The organism is Streptomyces sp. NPDC090499, from assembly GCF_044769305.1.
Classification (GTDB): domain Bacteria; phylum Actinomycetota; class Actinomycetes; order Streptomycetales; family Streptomycetaceae; genus Streptomyces.
Genome location: NZ_JBIVXP010000016.1, coordinates 84,838 through 102,173, shown reverse-complemented (window position 1 = coordinate 102,173; position 17,336 = coordinate 84,838). Strand labels below are relative to the sequence as shown.

Genomic DNA, 17,336 nt, shown 5'->3' with positions numbered 1-17,336 from the left:
GGCCGGCACCCGGGCACGTCCGGTTCAGGGGCCGTCGCGGTGGGCGCCCGGGGTGTGGCCGAAGGCGCGGCGGAAGGCGTCGATGAAGGCGCTGGCCGAGGACCAGCCGCACGCGTGGGCCACCGCCGTCACCGGCATCCGGTCGGCGAGCAGGACCAGGGCGTGCTGAAGGCGCAGCTGGGTGCGCCACTGCGGGAAGGTCATGCCCAGGTCGGCGCGGAAGAGCCGGGAGAGGGTTCGGTCGCCGGCGCCGACGGTGCGGCCGAGCTCCCTGAGGGTGCGGCTGTCCGCGGGGTCCGCCTGCAGGATCGCGCACACCTCGCGGAGCAGGGGTGCGGTGGGGGCCGGCAGGTGCAGGGGCTGTTGCGGTGAGGCCCGCAGCTGATCGAGGAGGACGGTGCGCAGGCGGGCCCGCTCGGGGCTGTCGTCGTCCTCGTCGCGGGTGTAGGCGATGATCAGCTCGCGCAGCAGCGGGCCGACGGCCAGCACGGTCGGGGTGCCGAGCGCGAGCGGGTTCTCGGTGGCGGGCAGCCCGACGAAGTGGAGTGCGAGTTCGCCGTGGGCCCGGTGCGCGTGGACGGTGCCGGCCGGCACCCAGATCGCCCGGTTGCCCGGGGCGACCCAGGAGCCCTTGTCGGTCGTCACGGCCAGCACGCCGCGGCCCGCGTAGACGATCTGGTGGTCGTCATGGCGGTGGGCGTCGATCTCGTGGCCGGCGGCGAGCCACCGGGTGTCGGTGGGGGCGACGGCCTCGTGGCGGATTTCCGGCATCACTTGGCAGATTACCGGAAGTGCGACAGGCGGCAGGGCGCGGAGCATGGCGGGGTGCGAAGGAATTCATCGATGACATCGATCACTCTGCTGTCCGTCGGCCATGGCTGTGTCGACATCTACCAGGGCGCCGTCGCGGCGCTGCTGCCGTTCTTCGTCGCCGAGCGCGGCTATTCGTATGCGGTCGCCTCCGGGGTGGTACTGGCCGCGTCCGTGCTCTCGTCGGTGGCGCAACCGCTGTTCGGGGCGCTCACCGACCGCCGGCCGCTGCCCTGGCTGCTGCCGGCGAGCACCCTGCTCGGCGGTGCGGGGGTGGCGCTCAGCGGCCTGGGCGACTCCTATGCGCTGACCCTCGTGTTCATGGCACTGTCCGGGATCGGCGTGGCCGCCTACCATCCCGAGTCCGCCCGGATCGCGCGGCTCGCCAGCCGGGGCAGCCACGGTGCGATGGGGGTGTTCGCCACCGGCGGCAACATCGGCTTCGCGCTGGCCCCGCTGATGGTGGGTGCCGTGGTGGCGGGCGGCGGGCTGCGCTGGACGCCGCTGCTGGTGGTACCGGCGCTGGCCGGTACCACGCTGTGCCTGCCGGTGCTGCGCGGACTGCGCGCGGGCAGGGCTGCCGGCGCCGCCGCGCAGGGGCCGGGCGGGAGCGACGACGTGGCGTCCTTCGTGCGGCTGTCGCTGGCCGTGGTGTTCCGGTCGGTCGCCTTCGTCGGCCTGAGCACCTTCATCTCGCTGTACGCCCGGCAGCGCACGGGTGGCGGGGCCGCCGCCGGTTCCGCGGCGCTGACGGTGCTCTACCTCGGCGGCGCGGTCGGTTCCGTGCTGGGCGGCTCGCTGGCGGGCCGCTGGGACCGGGTGACCGTGTGCCGCTGGTCGTACGTCCTCTCGGTGGTGGCCGTCGCGGGTGTGGTGTGGGTGCCGGGTCCGGGGCTCTACCTGTTCGTGGCGCTCACGTCGGTCGGCCTGTACGTGCCGTTCTCGCTCCAGGTGACCCTCGGCCAGGACTACCTGCCGTCGCGGATCGGCACAGCCAGCGGGGTCACCCTCGGTCTGACGGTGAGCGTCGGCGGCCTGGCCGGCCCGCTCCTCGGCAGCCTCGCCGACGCTACCTCCCTGCAGACGGCTCTGGCGCCGCTGGTCCTGATGCCGGTACTGAGCCGGGTGCTGTTCGGCACCCTGCGCGAGCCCGGTGGGGTCCGGCGCCGCGGGGCCGTGCCGGGGACGGCTGCGGACGGCGCCGTCGCCGTCGCCGACCGGCCGTCGGCGAGTGGCTGACTCCCGCGCCGGCCGTCAGGCCGTCCAGACGCGGTCGGCGTAGTCGAGGAAGTTGCGGCCGAGGATCTTCTCGATGCGCCCGGAGCGGTAGCCGCGCTTCTCCAGGAGGCGGATCAGGTCGCGGAACTGGTCGACGCCGCGCAGGTCGACGACGAAGGGGTAGGTGTCGGCCCGTTCACCGGCCGCCCCGACGCCGGCCGCCTGCCGGGCGGCCACGTGTTCGGCGAGGGCGGCACGGTAGGCGTCGAGGTCGTCGACGGCGGTGACGGTGCCGTCGGTGCCGATGCCGACGTGGTCCTCTCCGCAGACGTCCACGGCGTGCGCGATGTGGGCCACGACGTCGGCGGCGGTGGCCTGGCCGGTGAGGTCGAGGAAGGGCATGAAGTAGATGCCGACGAACCCGTCCCGGTCCGCGACCAGGCGGAGTTCCTCGTCGGTCTTGTTGCGGGGCAGGTCGGCCAGGGCACGGCATCCGGTGTGGTTGACGGAGACGGGCTGCCGGGAGTGCCGGGCCGCGTCCAGGCAGGTGCGCTCGCCGCTGTGGGAGAGGTCGACCATCAGGCGGTGGTCGTTGAGAGCCTCGACGACCTGCCGTCCGAAGGGGGTCAGGCCGCGGTTGGCGGGGGCCATGGAGCCGTCACCGAGGTGGTTGGCCTGGTTGTAGGTGAGTTGTACGACGCGTACCCCGGCGTCCGCGAAGGTCGCGACCCGGCTGTCGACGAGGGCGGGGTCCTCGCCGACGGCGACGGCGTTCTGGAAGCCGTAGACGACGCCGATCCGCCCCTCCCGGTGCGCGCGGTGGATGTCGGCGGTGGTGCGGACCTTGAGCAGGTCGCGGGGGTGCGCCTCGATGATCCGGTCCCAGACCGCGATCTCGGCCAGGGTGTGCTCGTACGGCGGCAGGTCGCCCATGGTGTAGCCGAGGGTGATGTTCACGGCGGTCAGGCCGGAGGCGTGGGCGTCGGCGATGGCGCGGGCGTCGACCGCGAGCTGGTCGCTGGCGGGGTTGAGCTGGGTGGCGGCGGCGCGGGCGGCCGGGGTGTTGGGGTTGTCGAGCTGGCCCAGGGCGTTGACGATCACGGGGCGGCCGCCGGCGGGGGTGTCGGTGTCGGTGTCGGTCACTGGGCGTCCTTCTCGAACTCGGCGCGGTCGAAACGGTGTCCGCGTCTGACGGTGTACGTGATGGTGCGCAGGTTGCCGATGTCGTGGAGGGGGTTCTCGTCCAGGACGGCGAAGTTGGCGAGTTTGCCGGGTTCGACGGTGCCCGTGTCGGCCTCGGTGCCGGCGGCGCGGGCACCGACGAGGGTGGCCGAGCGCAGGACGTCGGCGGCGGGGATGCCGCAGCGGTCGACGAGGAAGGCGAGTTCGCCGTAGAGGGCGGGGAAGGGGTCGCCGGGGTCGGTCTCGTGGTCGGTGCCGGTGCAGACGTCGACGCCGGCGCGGTACGCCTGGGCGGTGACGGCGGCGGCCAGCGCGGCGTTGCGGGCGGCCCGTTCGGCGGACTCGGCGGTGTCGCCCCGGAGTTCGTCGCTGGTCCACATGGACGCGGTGGCGTCAAGGACGGTGCCGCGGCGGCGCATGCCGGCGAACAGGGCGGCCAGTTTCGGGTCGTCGCCCGCCGCGAAACGGTCGTGGTCGACCGGCGGTTTGGTCTTGTAGCTGCTCAGCGGCTCGGTGGGGTCCTCGAAGGCGAGCAGGGTGACGTGGGAGACGCTGTCGACACCCGCGGCGACGACCTCGCCGGGCGCGGCCGGGAAGACGGTGGCGTGCGCCCAGACGGCGATGCCCTGGCGGTGTGCCTCGGCGGTGACGGCGGCGACGGTCGCGGCGTCCAGGTCGGCGTAGACCTTGATCGCGGCGGCGTGGGTGCCGCGGGCGAGGGCGACGGCGATCGGCAGGTCGGTACCGGGGGTGACGGCCTGCATCCAGGGGACGGCGCCGGGGACGGCGCCGCGGGACACCTCGTGGGTGCGGGGGTCGTCGAAGAAGGAGGGCCCGGCCATGAGGGCGGCGTAGCGGATGTCCGGGCCGGGGATCTCGCCGACCAGGGTGGCCCGGGCGAGGTCGCCGACGTGCCGCAGGTCGTCGGCCATGTCGCGGACGGCGGTGACCCCGCTGTGCACCAGGCGGCGGAGCACCGCCTCGGCGACGGGCCGGTCGGGCGGGGTGGCCAGGTGCTGGTGGGTGTCGATGAGTCCGGGGACGACGAACCGTCCGGCGAGGTCGACCTGCGGGGCGTCGGCGGCGTGCGGGGGCAGCGGGTCGGCGTCGCCGGCGACGGTGTGCAGGCGGGCGCCGTCGGTGACGATCGTGGTGTTCGGCCGGAGCGGGCCGCCGGTGCCGTCGAAGAGGGTGGCGCCGCGGTAGACGGTGACGGTTCCGGCGGGCGGGGCGGCCCAGGGGGTCGGGGCGCCCGGGGGCAGGTCGGTCATGGTCACCCTTCGGTCCGCTGTGGTTTGTTACGCGGTACGTAACAGTTGTATCGTGTGGCGAAAATACAGGTCACTGTACTCTGCAGCCGGCGGGCCGCCGCAAGGCCCGGTACCGGACGCACCGGACAGCACGCGCCGGGCCGCGGTCGTCGCGGCTCCGGGGACGAGAGGGAAGAGCCGCCGTCATGCCCGACGCACCCGTCGCCCCGGGGCCGCCCCGGTCGGCCGTGGACAAGGCCCTCGACCTGGTCGAGGCCGTCTCGCGCGCGCCGCACCCCGTGCGGCTGACCGACCTCGCCGCCGAGGTCGGGCTGCACCGTGCCACCGCGTACCGGATCCTGCTGGACCTGGTCCGGCGGGGCTGGGTGCTGCGGGCCGGTGACCGCTATCTGCCGGGCGCCGCCGTGCTGCGGATGTCCGCCTCGGCCGCGGGCAACTCGCTGACCGCGCTGGCCCGTCCGGTGCTGGAGCGGTTGTCGGCCGCGACCTCGATGATGGTCAACCTCCAGGTGCTGGAGGAGGGCGGCGGCCGGGTGATCGACGTGGTCCGGCCCGAACGGCTCGCCATGATCAGCCATCTGCGGGGCGAGTTGCTGCCCGTACGGCGGTTCGCCGGGCCGCTGGCCCTGGTCGCCGCGCTCGAACCGGAGGCACGGAGGCGGTGGCTGGCCGGACTCCCCGGGGACGACGCCGATCTGACAAGGGAGTTGGCCGAGGTGGCGCGTACCGGTGTCGCCGTGGAGCACGGCCGGAACGACAAGCTGGTGGCCTCCGTCAGCCGGGCGGTGGTGCCCGACCCGGGGGCGCCGGTGTGCGCGCTGACGGTCGTGGGACCGGAGGCCGAGTTCGACGGCGCGAAACTGGCCTCCGTCGAGCGGGAGTTGACCGCGGCTGCCGGTGAACTGGTCGCGGCGTTGACCGCCGACGGAGCGAAGGCGGGCCGGTGAGCGGGGTGTTGGTGCTGGACCGCCGGCAGACGGCCGCCGCGCTGGAGCCGGCCGCCGTCCTCGACGCGGTGGGCCGGGCGCTCGTCGCGGTCGCCCGTGGCGAGGTCTCCGTTCCGCCGCGGATCGCCGCCCTGACGCCCTCCGGCCTGCTCGGCGCGATGCCCGGGTACGTCAACGGGCTCGGCCTGGCGGCGAAGCTGGTGACCGTGACCTCCGATCCGGAACACCCCGGACGGAGCTTCCACCGTGGGCTCGTGGTCCTGTTCGACGAGCAGGACGGGCGGACTCTCGCACTGGTGGACGCCGAGGCGCTGACCGGGATCCGGACGGCCGCGTCCGCCACGCAGAGTGCGCTGGCCCTGGCCGCCCGGCCCGGTCTCGGGCGGGTGGCGGTGGTGGGGACGGGGGCCCAGGCGCGGGCCCAGTTGGCGCTGCTCGCCGCCGTCCGGCCGCAGGCGCAGGTCGTCGTGGCCGGCCGTGACCCGGTGCGGGCGGGTGAGGCGGCCGCGCTGTTCCCGGGCGCGCGGGTCGTCGCGGGCATCGAGGACGCGGTGCGCACGGCCGACGTGGTGTTCTGCTGCACCGGCGCCACCACTCCCGTCGTCCGCAGACAGTGGCTCTCCCCCGGCGCCCATGTCTCCTCGGTCGGCGGCTCGCACGGGCCCGAACTGGATCCCGGCACGGTCCGGGACGCGGCCCTGTTCACGGAGTGGACCGGCGCGGTCGCATCGCCGCCGCCGGCCGGGGCCCACGAACTCCAGGACCTGCCTCCGGGACGGCGCGTCACCCTCCTCGGCTCCGTCCTCGCCGGCGACCGTCCGGGACGGGCCGGCGACACCGGGGCCCTCACCGCCTTCAAGTCCACCGGGCACGCGGCCCTGGACGTCGCGGCGGTCCGGGTGGCCTACGACGTGGCACGGGCGCGGGGGTTGGGCGTGCGCGTGGACCTGTGACGGTCCCCGGGAACGGCCTGCAGGGAGAAACCGCCGAACCCTTTGTTTCACACTACATCTAGATGCATAATGCCGTTATGGACGACCGGGTCGAACAGCGGGCCACCGACGGCCGACCGGGCGGCGAGCCGGGTCTCGCCGGGGCACCGGAGCAACTGATGGCCGCCGTCGAGCAGTTGGTACGGCATGTACGGCACAGCGCCACCGCCGGCGGTCTGAGCACCACCGCCTCCGCCACGCTGGCCCGGCTGGGGCGGGAGGGCCCGCTGCGGCTGACCGAACTGGCCCGCGCCGAAGGCGTCTCGCAGCCGGGGATGACCCAGCTCATCGGCCGGCTGGAGCGCGCGGGGCTGGTGGCACGAAACGCCGACAGCACCGACGGCCGGGGGGTTCTCGTGGAGATCACCGCGACCGGCCTCGACGTCTTCCGGCAGCGCCGCGCCGAACGCACCCAGGCTCTCCAGGAACTGGTCGAGGAGCTGACCGAGCCCGAACAACGGGCCGTACGGCTCGCCCTGCCCGCCCTGGCCCGCGCGATCGAGGAACGCCGGGCACACGACTGACGCACCCGCGCACCCGCACGCCACCCGGAGCGACACCCGCCCGCAACCGTCCCGACCATGCCATCCGTCGCGACCATGCCGCCCGTCCCGTCGGTTCAGTCCGTGCCGTCGGTTCCGCCCGTTCCGTCCGTCCACAGCCATCCGTATCCGTCCGCATCCGGAGAGAGGACCGTCGATGAGTGCACCGCGCCAGGGGGCCGCGAGCCCCTTCAGGCAGCCGAAGGCCGTGTGGGCCGTGGCGTTCGCCTGCGTGATCTCGTTCATGGGCATCGGCCTGGTGGACCCGATCCTGCCCGCGCTGGCCCAGAGCCTGCACGCCTCCCCCAGCCAGGTCTCGCTCCTGTTCAGCAGCTACCTGATCGTGACCGCGGTCGCGATGCTGATCGTCGGCTGGGTGTCCAGCCGGATCGGCGCCAAGCGCACCCTCGTCACCGGTCTCGCGATCATCGTCGTGTTCGCCGCGCTCGCCGGCGCCTCCGGCTCGATCAACGGCATCGTCGGATTCCGGGCCGGGTGGGGTCTTGGCAACGCCCTGTTCATCGCCACCTCGCTGGCCGTCATCGTCGCCTCGGCGAGCGGCGGCTTCGCCGGCGCGATCATCCTCTACGAGACCGCCCTCGGCCTCGGCATAGCCGTCGGCCCGCTGCTGGGCGGCGAGCTGGGCGCCATCAGCTGGCGGGGCCCGTTCTTCGGTGTGGCCGTCCTGATGGCGATCGCGCTCGTCGCGACACTGGCCTTCGTCCCCGAACTGCCCAGGCCCGAGCGCCGCACGTCGCCGCTGGCGCCGATCACGGCGCTGCGCCACCGCGGCCTGCTGACCATGGGCATCATGGCCCTGCTGTACAACTGGGGCTTCTTCACGATGCTCGGCTACGCGCCCTATCCGATGGAGCTGAACGCCCATCAGCTGGGGCTGGTCTTCACCGGGTGGGGGCTGCTGGTGGCCGCGTTCAGCGTCTTCTTCGCGCCGCGCCTGCAGGCCCGCTTCGGCACCGCACCCGTGCTGTACGCGAACCTCGTCGGCCTCGGCGCGGTGATGGCGGTCATCGCGGCGGGAGTCGGCACACCGACGGTCGTGATCGTCGCGGTGATCGTCAGCGGCGTCTTCATCGGTGTCAACAACACCCTCACCACCCAGGCGGTGATGGTGGTCTCGCCGGTCGAGCGTCCCGTCGCCTCCTCCGCCTACGGCTTCCTGCGGTTCATCGGCGGCGGTCTGGCGCCGTACGTCGCCGGGAAGCTGGCGGACGCGACCGACCTGAGCGTGCCGTTCTACCTGGGCGCCGGCACCTTCCTGCTCGCGATCCCGGTGCTGGCGAGCGGGCACCGGCTGCTGCGGGACGCGGAGCACCACCTGGCCGACGGCGAGCCCGCCGTACCCGCTCTCACGCCTGTCGGCCGGCAGGCCGCCTCCGGCCCGCGCCCGGTCGTCGTGGCCGTGGGCGCCCACGAGGGGGCCGCGGCCGTCGTGGACGCCGCCGCCCGGCTCGCGCGGGACACCGGCAGCCCGCTGGAGGTGGTGCACGTCCAGCGGACCGCCGTCGTGGAGGAACTGGCGGCGGACACGGAGACCTCCGACGCGGCCCGCGCCGCGGTCGTCGCCCATCTCGACCGGCTCGCGGCCCAGGGGGTCACCGCGACCGGCCAGATCCTGGACAGCGTCGGCGACCACGCCGCCGCCGGCCGGGTCCTCGCCCGGCACGCCGCCGAGGTCCACGCCCGTGCCGTCGCCGTCGGCCGTTCACCGCGCGGGCCGCTCGCCCAGTTCGCCGACGGCAGCCTCACCACGGCGCTCGCCCACGCCGCGACCTGCACGGTCGTCCTCGTCGACCCGGCCGACGCGCCGCTTCCGCTGACCGCGTCGACGCTCGCCGAGCTGCAGGAGCGGCCGGCCTGACCGACGAAGGCCCGACCCGCGCTGTCGCAGGGAGGCGTGCGGTGGCGTCGCGCCCGGTGCGGTGTCCTGCGGTGGGACGCGGGAAGAGGGGACCACGAGCCCCGTCGCCCTGGGCGGCGAGCCCGAGCCGGTCGCCCGGAATTCGTTCGGCACCCGTCGTGCTGCGGCGCTAGCCTCGCTGGTCATGGGAGCACGAGCACAGTACGTGGTGGTGGAGAACGGCGCCTGGCAGCGGTACTACTCGCACTGGGCCGCCAACCGGGTCGTCGACGACCTGCTGCCCGGCCCGGCCGCGGCGACACGCTGCTTCCGGGCCAACCAGGAGATCGACGAATGGCTCGACGACGTGTGGTGCGAGGGTGCCGCACTCGTCGATCACGACCGCCGGGTCCTGCTCTGGTTCGCCTTCGTGGACAGTTGGGACGACTACGTCGCCGCCCGCACCGTTCTGGCCCGGACCTGGCCCGGCTGGGACGTCCGCTTCGCGCACGACGGCATGGGCGATCTGACCCACCACCTGGGCCTCGGCAGGGACCTGACCCGGACGCCGGGCTGGTTCGAGAACTTCGAACCCTCCGGGTTCCAGGGCACCGAGGACACCACGCCCTGGTCCGTCGTCTCCGTGCGCCTGTCCGACGGCGGCGTTCGCGCCTGGGGCAGTTGCTGGGAGCCCGTCGCGCACGTCGCCGGCGGCCCCGGCCTGATCGACCTGATCGCCGCGTCACCGGCCACCCCTGTGCCCACCGCCATGCCGTGCGGCGGCGTCCATTTCGACCCGCAGGCCCACACCGTCTCGCTCTGGGCGGTGCAGACCGTGACCGGCGTTCCCGGCTGGCCGTTGCCGGGCTGGGAGGACTGGGTTCTGGACTTCCACGGCGACGACCACACCCGGCAGGCCGGGCTGTTGCCCGCGGACTTCCGCTTCCCTGTGCCTCCGCTCGCGGCCGCGCTGCACAGACTCGCGGACGGCCACAGCGCCCCGCTGCCCGACATGAGCGCTCCCCTGGCCCGCGCCACGGGAGCCGCAGGCCCTGAGGGCACCACCCCCGTGGTGAACCCCGCAGCGCTGGTTCCGCACGAACCGGCCGATCCCACCCCGGCCGAACTGGCGGCGCTACGCAGGGCGATCGACGACGCGCTGATCGCCGGAGCGGGGGCCGGCTGACCGCCCCGTGCCGGGCCGAGACGGTACCCACGGCGAGTCGGCCGACGGATGCCCGACAGGCCGGCCGGGCTCCCGGCGGGCACCGGCACGGACGAGGCGGGCCGGCTCCGAGGTCCCGCCGAAGGCGCCCACGGCGTCCGGGAGCAGGCGCTCCGGGTCACGTCCCGAACCCGAACACCAGGTCAGGCCAGTCCGTGTCGGGATTCCCGGCGTCGAGCGCCTCGCTGATCGTCCGCTCCTCGTAGCCGAAGTGGGATTCCATGATCGCCGCCAGTCCGTCGAGCTCACGCCCGATCGCCTCCAGGGCTGAACCACCTGGTTCGGCAGCCCTGTCCGCGAGTTCGCTCACCCGGGACAGGATCGAGGCGATCAGTCCATGGTCCTCGACAAGGTTCGCGACCGTGGCGTCAAGATCCGGGCGTTCCCGGAGCAGTTGAGCGAACATCCCGTTGTCCTCACCCTGATGGTGGGAGGTCAACGCGGTACAGAAAGCCAGGCAATGGGTGAGCAGGACGTCGTCGCCCGACCGGCCGTGTCCCAGACTCGTCCTGATCTCACGGATCCGGCGGCGCAGTTCCTGATGCGCTCGCGCAAGCTGTCGGCTCAGGGCGACTGCGCGGTCGCCGTCACGGGAAGCCACGGGTGGCGGCCCCTTCGTTTCCGCACCTCCATGCCTGACGCAGACCGTCACCGGCACGCGATGCTGCCGCCATCCGATCACGCGGCGTCGTGGAACAGCAAGCACGGTCGCCCGGCCGCCGCACCGCGCGCCGGGTCACGGATGGAACCGCCACCGCCCTTCGGAAATGACGTCCACCTTGCCGTCCCTGACGCGCACGGCCGTCTCGTCGTCGATGAAGTAGACCGGGAAGTCCGCCCGCGCGGCGATGCGGTCGGCCCAGGCGTCGTCCCGCTCGGGGAAGTCCGGCGAGTACAGGTGGGGCTTGAGGTACCAGTCGAAGAGGCCGAACGGCGGCTGAACGGTCGTCGCGCCGAGTACGTGCAGGTCCGCGGTGTCCCCGATGACGTCGGCGGAGTGCGCGGTGAGATGGCGGCTGAAGATCATCGATCCGGCGCTGAACCCCACATAGACCCGGTTCTCCAGCGCCTCCACAAATCCGCCGGCCAGGTCGTTGCCGGTGATGCTGCGCGCGAGGTGGTAGTGGTTGCCGCCCCCGGCATAGACGACGTCGGCGTTGCGCAGCCGGTCGAGCACCATCTGCCGGGGCAGGCCGTTCAGTTCCAGGAGGTCGAACTCGCGCCAGCCGAGGCCGTGCAGCCGGTTCATGTCCGCGACGACCCACCCGTGGTCCCCGGGCTCGGCGACGGACGCCGTGGGAACGTACACGACGTTCGCCGATCCGAACGGCTTTCCCAGCATGTCCCGCAGCGCGTCCCTCAGCGTCTCGTTGCGCAGGCCGCTCGCCGTCAGCAGTAGGTTCATCGGGCGAGCCAAGCACGAGCGACGGGCGTGTGCAACGGACCCGGGCGCCGCGGGCGGGCGCCGGCCATGATGCCGGGCCGCCTGCGGCGACGAGGTCAGCCCCGGTTCGGCTCGGTCATCCCCTGGGCGGGTACCGTGGGGCGGTCCGGCTCTGCGGGTTCCTGGCCGGTGACCACCTTCGAGGGGCGGTTGCCGCGGTCCAGGAGGCCGCCGGTGACGGCCAGTCCCAGGCCGGCCGCGGCGAGGGCCGCGCCGACCAGGTTGGGTGCGGCCCAGCCCCAGCCCGCCGAGATGACCAGGCCGCCGAGCCAGGCGCCGGCCGCGTTGGCCATGTTGAAGGCGGAGTGGTTGGAGGCCGCCGCCATCGTCGGGGCGTCCTTCGCGTTCAGCATCAGCAGCATCTGGACGGGCGTGGTGACCAGCGCGCCCATCGCGCCGATGAAGGTGACGGTCACGAGGGCCGGCACCGTGCTGTGGACGGTGAAGTAGAACGTGACCAGCGCGGCCCCCAGCAGGGTGATCCCGGCGTACAGGGTGGGGCGCAGGGCGCGGTCGGTGAGGGGTCCGGCGACGAGGGTGCCGAGGGTCATGCCGACGCCGTAGAGGGCGAGGACCCAGGTGGTCGAGGCGTCGGAGAGGCCGGTCAGGTGCGTCAGCATGGGGACGAGGTAGCTGTAGACGGCGAAGAAGCCGCCGAAGCCGACGACGGCGGTGGCCAGGCCGATGACGACCTGCCGGTTGCCCATGGCGCGCAGTTCCTGCCGGATGCCGGCCTGCGGTCCGCGCGGCTGGTCGGGTACGAGCAGGGCGAGGGCGAGGAGCGCCACCAGGCCGATGACGGCGACCGCGCAGTAGGCGTACCGCCAGCCCAGGTGCTGACCGAGGGCGGTGCCGGCCGGGACGCCGACGATGTTGGCGATGGTGAGGCCGAGGAACACCCGGGAGACGGCGCGGGCCGCGCGGTCGGCGGCGACCAGCCGGGAGGCGACGACGGCGCCCACGCCGAAGAGGGCGCCGTGCGGCAGTCCGGCGAGGAAGCGGGCCGCGAACAGCAGGCCGAAGTTCGGGGCGAGCGCGGACGCCGTGTTGCCGATGACGAAGAGCCCGGTGAGCAGGAGCAGCAGCCGCTTGTGGGGCACGCGGGCGCCGATGCCGGTGAGCAGGGGGGCGCCGACGACGACGCCGAGGGCGTAGGCCGAGACGAGGTTGCCGGCGTGCGGCACCGACACTCCGAGGCCGTCCGCGATCTGGGGCAGCAGGCCCATGGTGGCGAACTCGGTGGTGCCGATGCCGAACGTGACGACGGCAAGGGCAAGCAGAGCCAGAGGCATGGTGAGCGGGGGAACCTTTCGGGGACGGCGGGTTCGGGAGGGGTGACCGGCGGAACCGAATGGTTGCTTCACCTTCCGTCACCGGCCGTACCGAGCGCCCTTGCCCAGCCCACCCCCTAGAACGTTGCAGCGGGATGCGGTGAGCCCGCATTCCTGCATCGGCTGTCGCGGCGGGGTGACCTGTGTCACGTGCGGGCGGCGCCGGGCGGGCCTACTGCTGTGCGGTGGCCTGCCGGCACTGCGCGCACAGTCCCCACCAGGTGATCTCGGCCTCGTCGACGGCGAACCCGCGGTCCTCGTCGGGGGTGAGGCACGGCGCCACGCCGACGCTGCAGTCGACGTCCTCGATCAGACCGCACCGGCGGCAGACGAGATGGTGGTGGTTGTCGCCGACGCGCAGCTCGTAGCGGGCGGGTGAGCCGGCGGGCTCGATGCAGCGGACGAGCTGGGCCCTGGTCAGGTCCTCCAGCACGTTGTACAGGCCCTGCCGGGAGAGTCCGCCGGCCTCGGCCCGGTCCGTGCCGATGCGTGTCTCCAGGTCGGCCGCCGTGGAGTGCGGATGGCCCTGCAGAGCAGTGAGGACGGCCCTGCGCTGGGCCGTGCTGCGCAGGCCCTTGCGCCTGAGCAGGTCACCCGCAAGCTGCTGCTCCGTGGTCATGTCGCTCTCCTACGGCATACCGGCCGTTCCACCCGGTGGGGGCACGATACAACCAGAGTTGACCTGGTCGGTTCTAGGCGGCCTCGGCCGTACGGCAGGTGCCGCAGACCAGGCGCCGGGACGGGAGGGCGCTCGTCATGGGGATCACCCCGACGGGACGCTGGACGGTGGTCTGCAGGACCCGTGCGTGGTCGGCGCAGGTGAAGAGGCCGCAGCGGGTGCAGGCACCGATCCCGTTGCTCTCGTGACGCCCCGACTGGGCGCAGTCGTAACAGTGCATGTCGCTTCTCCCGATGAGGTCGGCCCACTCGCCTTGTGCGGTGGGTTGTGTGACGGCCGCGCATCGACGGGCTCCCGCCACCTCGGCACACAGCGAACATAGCCCGCCAGTTTTGACAGAGTCAAATGTAGGAGGCGGATCGGAACCTCTGGACCGCCGCGACTTGTTCACCTACTGTCTAGACATGCCTGGACAGGTTCACAAGCATCATCGCATCGCCCGTGTGCTCGCCGACGAGATCCGAGCGGGGGTCCATGCCGACGGCAGCAGACTCCCCGGGGAGCACGCGCTCACCGAGCGCTTCGGCGTCAGCCGCACCACCCTCAGGCAGGCCCTGCAGGTGCTCGGCGAGGAGGGCCTCATCGCCACCCACGCGGGTATCGGCTCGTTCGTCACCTTCGACGGGGCGCCGCTCGACAACCGCCTCGGCTGGACCCGGGCGCTGGCCGCGCAGGGCACCGAACTGGCGACGGAGATCCTCCGCTTCGAGGAGATCACCGATCCGGAACTGGCCGCCCGGCTCGCGCTCGCGTCCGACGCGTTCCTCGCCCTGGACCGGGTCCGGCGGCTCCCCGACGGGCAGGGCGTGTCACTGGAGCGCAGCAGGGTGCCGGTCACCGAGGGACTGGCCGGGCTGCCGGAGCGCGGCCTCGACGGCGGTTCGCTCAGCCGCGAACTGATCGCGGCGGGCCGGGTCAGTGACTCCGGCGAAGGCGTCGTCTCGGTACGCGGGCTCACGGAGGCCGAGGCCGCCGTACTGCACCGCTCCCCCGGCGAGTCCTTCCTCCGCCTCGACCAGGTGTACCGGGCCGCCGACGGCTCGGTGGTCGAGCAGGTCGGCAGTCTGCTCGATCCCGCCCGCTTCGAACTGCACGTCCGCTCGGGCAACGGGGGCCGCTCGTGACCGGCCGACTCGACCGCGCCCTGGGCGCCTTCTACGGACTCGCCCTCGGTGACGCGCTCGGCATGCCCACCCAGGTGATGTCCAGGCCGGACGTCGTACGGGTGTACGGCACCGTGACCGGCTTCGAGGCCGCCCGTCCGGACAACCCGGTCAGCGCGGGCATGCCCGCCGGCTCCGTCACCGACGACACCGACCAGGCCGTCATCGTCGGCCGGCTCCTCGTCGAGGGGCACGGCCGGATCGATCCGCTGCGGCTCGCCCACGAACTGCTCGACTGGGAGAAGGAGATGAAGGCCAAGGGGTCCTTCGACCTCCTCGGCCCGTCCACCAAGGCCGCGCTGGACGCGGTGGCCCGCGGCGTGCCCCCGCGGGAGGCGGGCCGCAACGGTACGACGAACGGTGCCGCGATGCGCGTCACCCCGGTGGGGATCGCCTTCGCCGCCGACCCGCTCGGCCCGTTCGTCGACCGGGTCGTGGAGTCCTGCCAGGTCACCCACGACACGACCATCGGCATCGCCGGCGCGGCCGCCGTGGCCGCGGCCGTCAGCACGGGGGTCGGCGGCGGCTCGCTCGACGAGGCCGTCACCGCCGCCGTGGCCGCCGCGCGGGCCGGTGCGCGGCGCGGCCACTGGATCGCCGGGGCGGACATCGCCGCCCGGATCGAGTGGGCGTGGGAGCTGGTGCACGGCCTCGGCGAGGCCGAGGCCCTGGACCGGGTCGTGGCGCTCGTCGGCACCAGCGTGGCGAGCCAGGAGTCGGTGCCCGCCGCGTTCGCGGTGCTCGCCCTGGCGGACGGCGATCCGTGGCGGACCGCGCTGCTCGCCGCCAACCTCGGCGGGGACAGCGACACCATCGCAGCGATCGCAGGCGCCGTCGCCGGCTCGGTCGCCGGGTTCTCCGCACTGCCCGCCGAGGCCGTCCGCACCCTCCGCACCGTCAACTCCCTGGAGCTGGAGCCGCTGACGGCCGACCTGCTCGCCCACCGCTGACCCGTCCCGCCACCCGCGTCGGCCGGCCGGCGCCCTGCCCCGCCATCCACTCTTCCGCACCCTGCAAGGAGGTTCCGTCATGGCCGTTTCGAAGACGAACGATCGCGTCGGTACCGTCGAGACCCGCGGGATCGAACCGGTCCCCGACAGTGAACGGCGCGGTCACGCCGGCCAGATGTTCTGGACCTGGTTCGCCGCCAACATCAGCATCCTCGGGCTGCCCCTCGGTGCCACCCTGGTGGCGTTCCGCGGCCTGGACATCTGGCAGGCGGTCCTCGTGGCCGTCCTCGGTTCCTTCGGGTCCTTCGCCCTCGTCGGTGCCCTGAGCCTCGCCGGCAAGAAGGGCGGCGCCCCGGCGCTCACCCTGTCCCGTGCGGTCTTCGGTCAGCGGGGCAACGCGGGGCCGACCCTGATCACCTGGCTGAGCCGGGTGGGCTGGGAGACCATCTCCACGACCACCGCGGCCTACGCGCTCCTCGCGCTCCTCGACACCGCGTTCGGGGTCCGGCAGAACACCGTGCTCACCGTGGTCTGCCTGCTGGTCTTCATCGCCTGCACGCTGCTCATCAGCGGCCTGGGGCACGCCACCATCATGTGGATCAACAAGTGGGCCACGGTCGGCTTCGGCGTGCTGAACCTCGTCGTCGTGGGCTTCCTGATCTCGACCGTGGACTGGTCCAAGGTGCTCGGCGCGCCGACGGGGCCGACCAGCGCGGTGGTCGCCGGGGTGGGCTTCATCGCCTCCGGCACCGGCATCGGCTGGGCCAACGCCGGTGCGGACTACGCCCGTTACCTGCCGCGTGCGATCCCGGGCCGGCGCCTCGTGACGGCCTCGGCGTTCGGCGCGGGCATCCCGCTGGTGCTGCTGATCTCGCTCGGCTCGCTGCTCTCCGCGGGCGACCGGACGCTCGCCACCGCCTCCGACCCGGTCGCCGCGATCAACGCGATGCTGCCCTCCTGGATGGCGATCCCGTACCTCGTCGCGGCCTTCGGCGGGCTCCTGATGTCGAACCACCTCTCCACGTACTCGGCGGGGCTCACGATGATCACCCTCGGCCTGCGGGTGCCCCGCGCGTACGCCGTTGCTCTCGACGTCGTGCTGATGTTCGCGGGCGGCATCTACTTCATGCTGGTCGCCGACGATTTCTACGGACCGTTCTCGACCTTCCTCACTCTGCTGGCCGTGCCCATCTCGGCCTGGATCGGAGTGGTCGCGGTGGACTCGCTGCGCGGCCGCGGCTACGACCCGCGGGCCCTGATGGACACCACCCGGTCCAGCGCCTACTGGTACTCGGGCGGCTTCCGGCTGCCCGCGGTCCTCGGCTGGGCGCTCGCCATCGTCGCCGGCCTCCTGTTCACCAAGGCCTCGACGAGCGCGGACGACGTCTGGTTCGCGGGGCCGCTCAGCGACACCTGGCTCGGCGTCAACGGTCTGGGCTGGGCGGTGTCGATGGCCGTCGGCGCGGCGGTGTACGCACTGAGCAGCCGGCTCGGCACACCCGCCCGGGGTGACAGCGGCGAACCCGCCGCCGCCCGCCTCCAGGGAGCGGGCCGGTGAACCGGCGGATCGTGCTCGCCGGGAACGTGATCGCCGACGTGGTGATCGAGGTTCCCGCACTGCCCGAACGCGCCGCCGCCCGCCTCCAGGGAGCGGGCCGGTGAACCGGCGGATCGTGCTCGCCGGGAACGTGATCGCCGACGTGGTGATCGAGGTTCCCGCACTG

17 protein-coding genes are annotated in these 17,336 nt (G+C 73.3%); 9 read left to right on the top strand and 8 right to left on the bottom strand.

Annotated features, from left to right (window positions below):
• Positions 1-24 precede the first annotated feature (24 nt).
• On the bottom strand, positions 25-771 hold the full coding sequence (locus tag ACIQVL_RS39430; protein WP_403477786.1) for an AraC family transcriptional regulator: 747 nt from the start codon (positions 769-771) through the stop codon (positions 25-27).
• A gap of 54 nt (positions 772-825) precedes the next feature.
• Between ACIQVL_RS39430 and ACIQVL_RS39425 the strand changes: the two genes are divergently transcribed.
• Positions 826-2,049 (top strand): MFS transporter, encoded by a 1,224-nt coding sequence (locus ACIQVL_RS39425; protein ID WP_403477785.1) that lies wholly within the window; start codon positions 826-828, stop codon positions 2,047-2,049.
• A 15-nt stretch (positions 2,050-2,064) separates the two neighbouring features.
• Here the strand turns inward: ACIQVL_RS39425 and ACIQVL_RS39420 are convergent, their stop codons facing one another.
• Together ACIQVL_RS39420 and ACIQVL_RS39415 are read right to left on the bottom strand one after the other, a co-directional pair.
• Positions 2,065-3,171: a dipeptidase gene (locus ACIQVL_RS39420; protein ID WP_403477784.1), complete on the bottom strand. Its 1,107-nt coding sequence runs from the start codon at positions 3,169-3,171 to the stop codon at positions 2,065-2,067.
• Positions 3,168-4,481: an amidohydrolase family protein gene (locus ACIQVL_RS39415; RefSeq protein WP_403477783.1), complete on the bottom strand. Its 1,314-nt coding sequence runs from the start codon at positions 4,479-4,481 to the stop codon at positions 3,168-3,170. The genes ACIQVL_RS39420 and ACIQVL_RS39415 overlap by 4 nt, the downstream gene beginning before the upstream one ends.
• 185 nt (positions 4,482-4,666) lie before the next feature.
• Between ACIQVL_RS39415 and ACIQVL_RS39410 the strand changes: the two genes are divergently transcribed.
• From ACIQVL_RS39410 to ACIQVL_RS39390, 5 genes are all read left to right on the top strand, one after another.
• Positions 4,667-5,428, top strand: a complete 762-nt coding sequence (locus ACIQVL_RS39410; protein WP_403440633.1) for an IclR family transcriptional regulator — start codon at positions 4,667-4,669, stop codon at positions 5,426-5,428.
• Positions 5,425-6,381 (top strand): ornithine cyclodeaminase family protein, encoded by a 957-nt coding sequence (locus ACIQVL_RS39405; RefSeq protein ID WP_403477782.1) that lies wholly within the window; start codon positions 5,425-5,427, stop codon positions 6,379-6,381. Before ACIQVL_RS39410 ends, ACIQVL_RS39405 begins: the two co-directional genes overlap by 4 nt.
• Positions 6,382-6,539: 158 nt before the next feature.
• Positions 6,540-6,944, top strand: a complete 405-nt coding sequence (locus ACIQVL_RS39400) for a MarR family winged helix-turn-helix transcriptional regulator (protein ID WP_403477871.1) — start codon at positions 6,540-6,542, stop codon at positions 6,942-6,944.
• Between the two features lie 175 nt (positions 6,945-7,119).
• Complete coding sequence (locus ACIQVL_RS39395) at positions 7,120-8,841, top strand: MFS transporter (protein WP_403477781.1); 1,722 nt, start codon at positions 7,120-7,122, stop codon at positions 8,839-8,841.
• A gap of 184 nt (positions 8,842-9,025) precedes the next feature.
• On the top strand, positions 9,026-10,006 hold the full coding sequence (locus tag ACIQVL_RS39390) for a hypothetical protein (RefSeq protein WP_403477780.1): 981 nt from the start codon (positions 9,026-9,028) through the stop codon (positions 10,004-10,006).
• A 157-nt stretch (positions 10,007-10,163) separates the two neighbouring features.
• Here the strand turns inward: ACIQVL_RS39390 and ACIQVL_RS39385 are convergent, their stop codons facing one another.
• From ACIQVL_RS39385 to ACIQVL_RS39365, 5 genes are all read right to left on the bottom strand, one after another.
• Positions 10,164-10,646 carry a hemerythrin domain-containing protein gene (locus ACIQVL_RS39385; RefSeq protein ID WP_403477779.1) on the bottom strand — a complete coding sequence of 161 codons (483 nt, stop codon included), beginning with the start codon at positions 10,644-10,646 and terminating at the stop codon, positions 10,164-10,166.
• Positions 10,647-10,781: 135 nt separating this feature from the next.
• A complete protein-coding gene (locus tag ACIQVL_RS39380; protein ID WP_403440619.1) occupies positions 10,782-11,450 on the bottom strand; it encodes a Type 1 glutamine amidotransferase-like domain-containing protein in 669 nt (222 codons plus the stop codon).
• A 95-nt stretch (positions 11,451-11,545) separates the two neighbouring features.
• A complete protein-coding gene (locus ACIQVL_RS39375) occupies positions 11,546-12,781 on the bottom strand; it encodes an MFS transporter (protein WP_403477778.1) in 1,236 nt (411 codons plus the stop codon).
• Positions 12,782-12,992: 211 nt separating this feature from the next.
• Entirely contained in the window at positions 12,993-13,439 is a 447-nt protein-coding gene (locus ACIQVL_RS39370) for a Fur family transcriptional regulator (RefSeq protein ID WP_403440614.1), read from the bottom strand.
• 73 nt (positions 13,440-13,512) lie between these two features.
• Positions 13,513-13,719, bottom strand: a complete 207-nt coding sequence (locus ACIQVL_RS39365; protein WP_351716927.1) for a DUF2180 family protein — start codon at positions 13,717-13,719, stop codon at positions 13,513-13,515.
• Between the two features lie 184 nt (positions 13,720-13,903).
• On the opposite strand from ACIQVL_RS39365, the gene ACIQVL_RS39360 reads away from it, so the two are divergent.
• The 3 genes from ACIQVL_RS39360 (at position 13,904) to ACIQVL_RS39350 (ending at position 17,170) form a co-directional block, all read left to right on the top strand.
• Complete coding sequence (locus ACIQVL_RS39360) at positions 13,904-14,623, top strand: GntR family transcriptional regulator (RefSeq protein WP_403477777.1); 720 nt, start codon at positions 13,904-13,906, stop codon at positions 14,621-14,623.
• Entirely contained in the window at positions 14,620-15,612 is a 993-nt protein-coding gene (locus ACIQVL_RS39355; RefSeq protein ID WP_403477776.1) for an ADP-ribosylglycohydrolase family protein, read from the top strand. Before ACIQVL_RS39360 ends, ACIQVL_RS39355 begins: the two co-directional genes overlap by 4 nt.
• A gap of 79 nt (positions 15,613-15,691) precedes the next feature.
• Positions 15,692-17,170: a purine-cytosine permease family protein gene (locus ACIQVL_RS39350; protein ID WP_403477775.1), complete on the top strand. Its 1,479-nt coding sequence runs from the start codon at positions 15,692-15,694 to the stop codon at positions 17,168-17,170.
• Positions 17,171-17,336 lie beyond the last annotated feature (166 nt).